Origin of the sequence: Sphingobium sp. 3R8, from assembly GCF_020166615.1 — a bacterium.
Classification (GTDB): domain Bacteria; phylum Pseudomonadota; class Alphaproteobacteria; order Sphingomonadales; family Sphingomonadaceae; genus Sphingobium; species Sphingobium bisphenolicum.
Window position 1 is genome coordinate 1 of record NZ_JAIQXR010000067.1, and the last position, 899, is coordinate 899.

1 protein-coding gene is annotated in these 899 nt (G+C 59.0%); it reads right to left on the minus strand.

Annotated elements, in window-relative coordinates:
• Positions 1-19: 19 nt before the first annotated feature.
• A complete protein-coding gene (locus K9B33_RS22935; RefSeq protein WP_224551424.1) occupies positions 20-844 on the minus strand; it encodes an IS5 family transposase in 825 nt (274 codons plus the stop codon).
• Between the last annotated feature and the right edge of the window lie 55 nt (positions 845-899).

The following is an 899-nucleotide window of genomic DNA, read 5'->3' on the forward strand; positions in this document are numbered from 1 at the left end:
AGAGTCCGTTTGAGAATGCTCATGGATGAACAATTCTACGGAGCATGAGGCTGCCGAGAGCGACATGGATCATGGCCTCCGAGACGTCGATCCGCTGCTCGTAATCGCGAACGAGCCTTTTCCAGCGCGTCATCCAGCCGAAGGTTCGCTCCACTACCCAGCGCCTCGGCAGTACCTTGAAGCCTGGCTCCTTGTCAGAGCGGCGGATGATCTCGAGGATGAAGTCCTGATAGGTCGCGGCGTCCATAAGGCGGGTGCGGTCGTAGGCGCCGTCGGCGAACAAGTGCTTCAGCCAGGGCCATCTCTTGCGAATGACCGCGACGATCGCTTGAGCGCCAGCGCTGTCGGAAATGTCGGCGGTGGTCAGATTGACCATGAGCAATCGACCATCGGTGTCGACGGCAATGTGCCGTTTACGACCGACAACCTTTTTGCCCGCATCAAACCCCCGCTTTTCCGCCGCTGGTGCTTTGATCGATTGGCTATCCACGACGGCGGCCGTCGGGCTCTGCTCACGCCCTTCGCGTTCACGGTCGAGCATCAGTGTAACGTCGTGGATCGTGCGAAACAGTAGCCGCCGCACGAAGCGCCGAAACCACCAATATACCGTCTGCCAGGGCGGGAAGTCGTTCGGCAACATCCGCCATCCACCACCTGTGCGTGCCAGATAACGAAGTGCATCGAGGACATCACGCAGGTCAGTCTCTGGCTTGCGTCCGCGCTTAGCCACCGGCGGCAGGAACGGCTGAATGAACAGCCATTCTTCGTCTGTCAGATCGGTCGGATAGCGCTTCGATCTCTTTTCAAATCCAGCCATACGGCTACGGCTCGCTCGGGTCCACATCCCAAGCTTGAATCATGCCAAAGCCGCCGCTTCAACCCATTCTCAAACGGTCTCT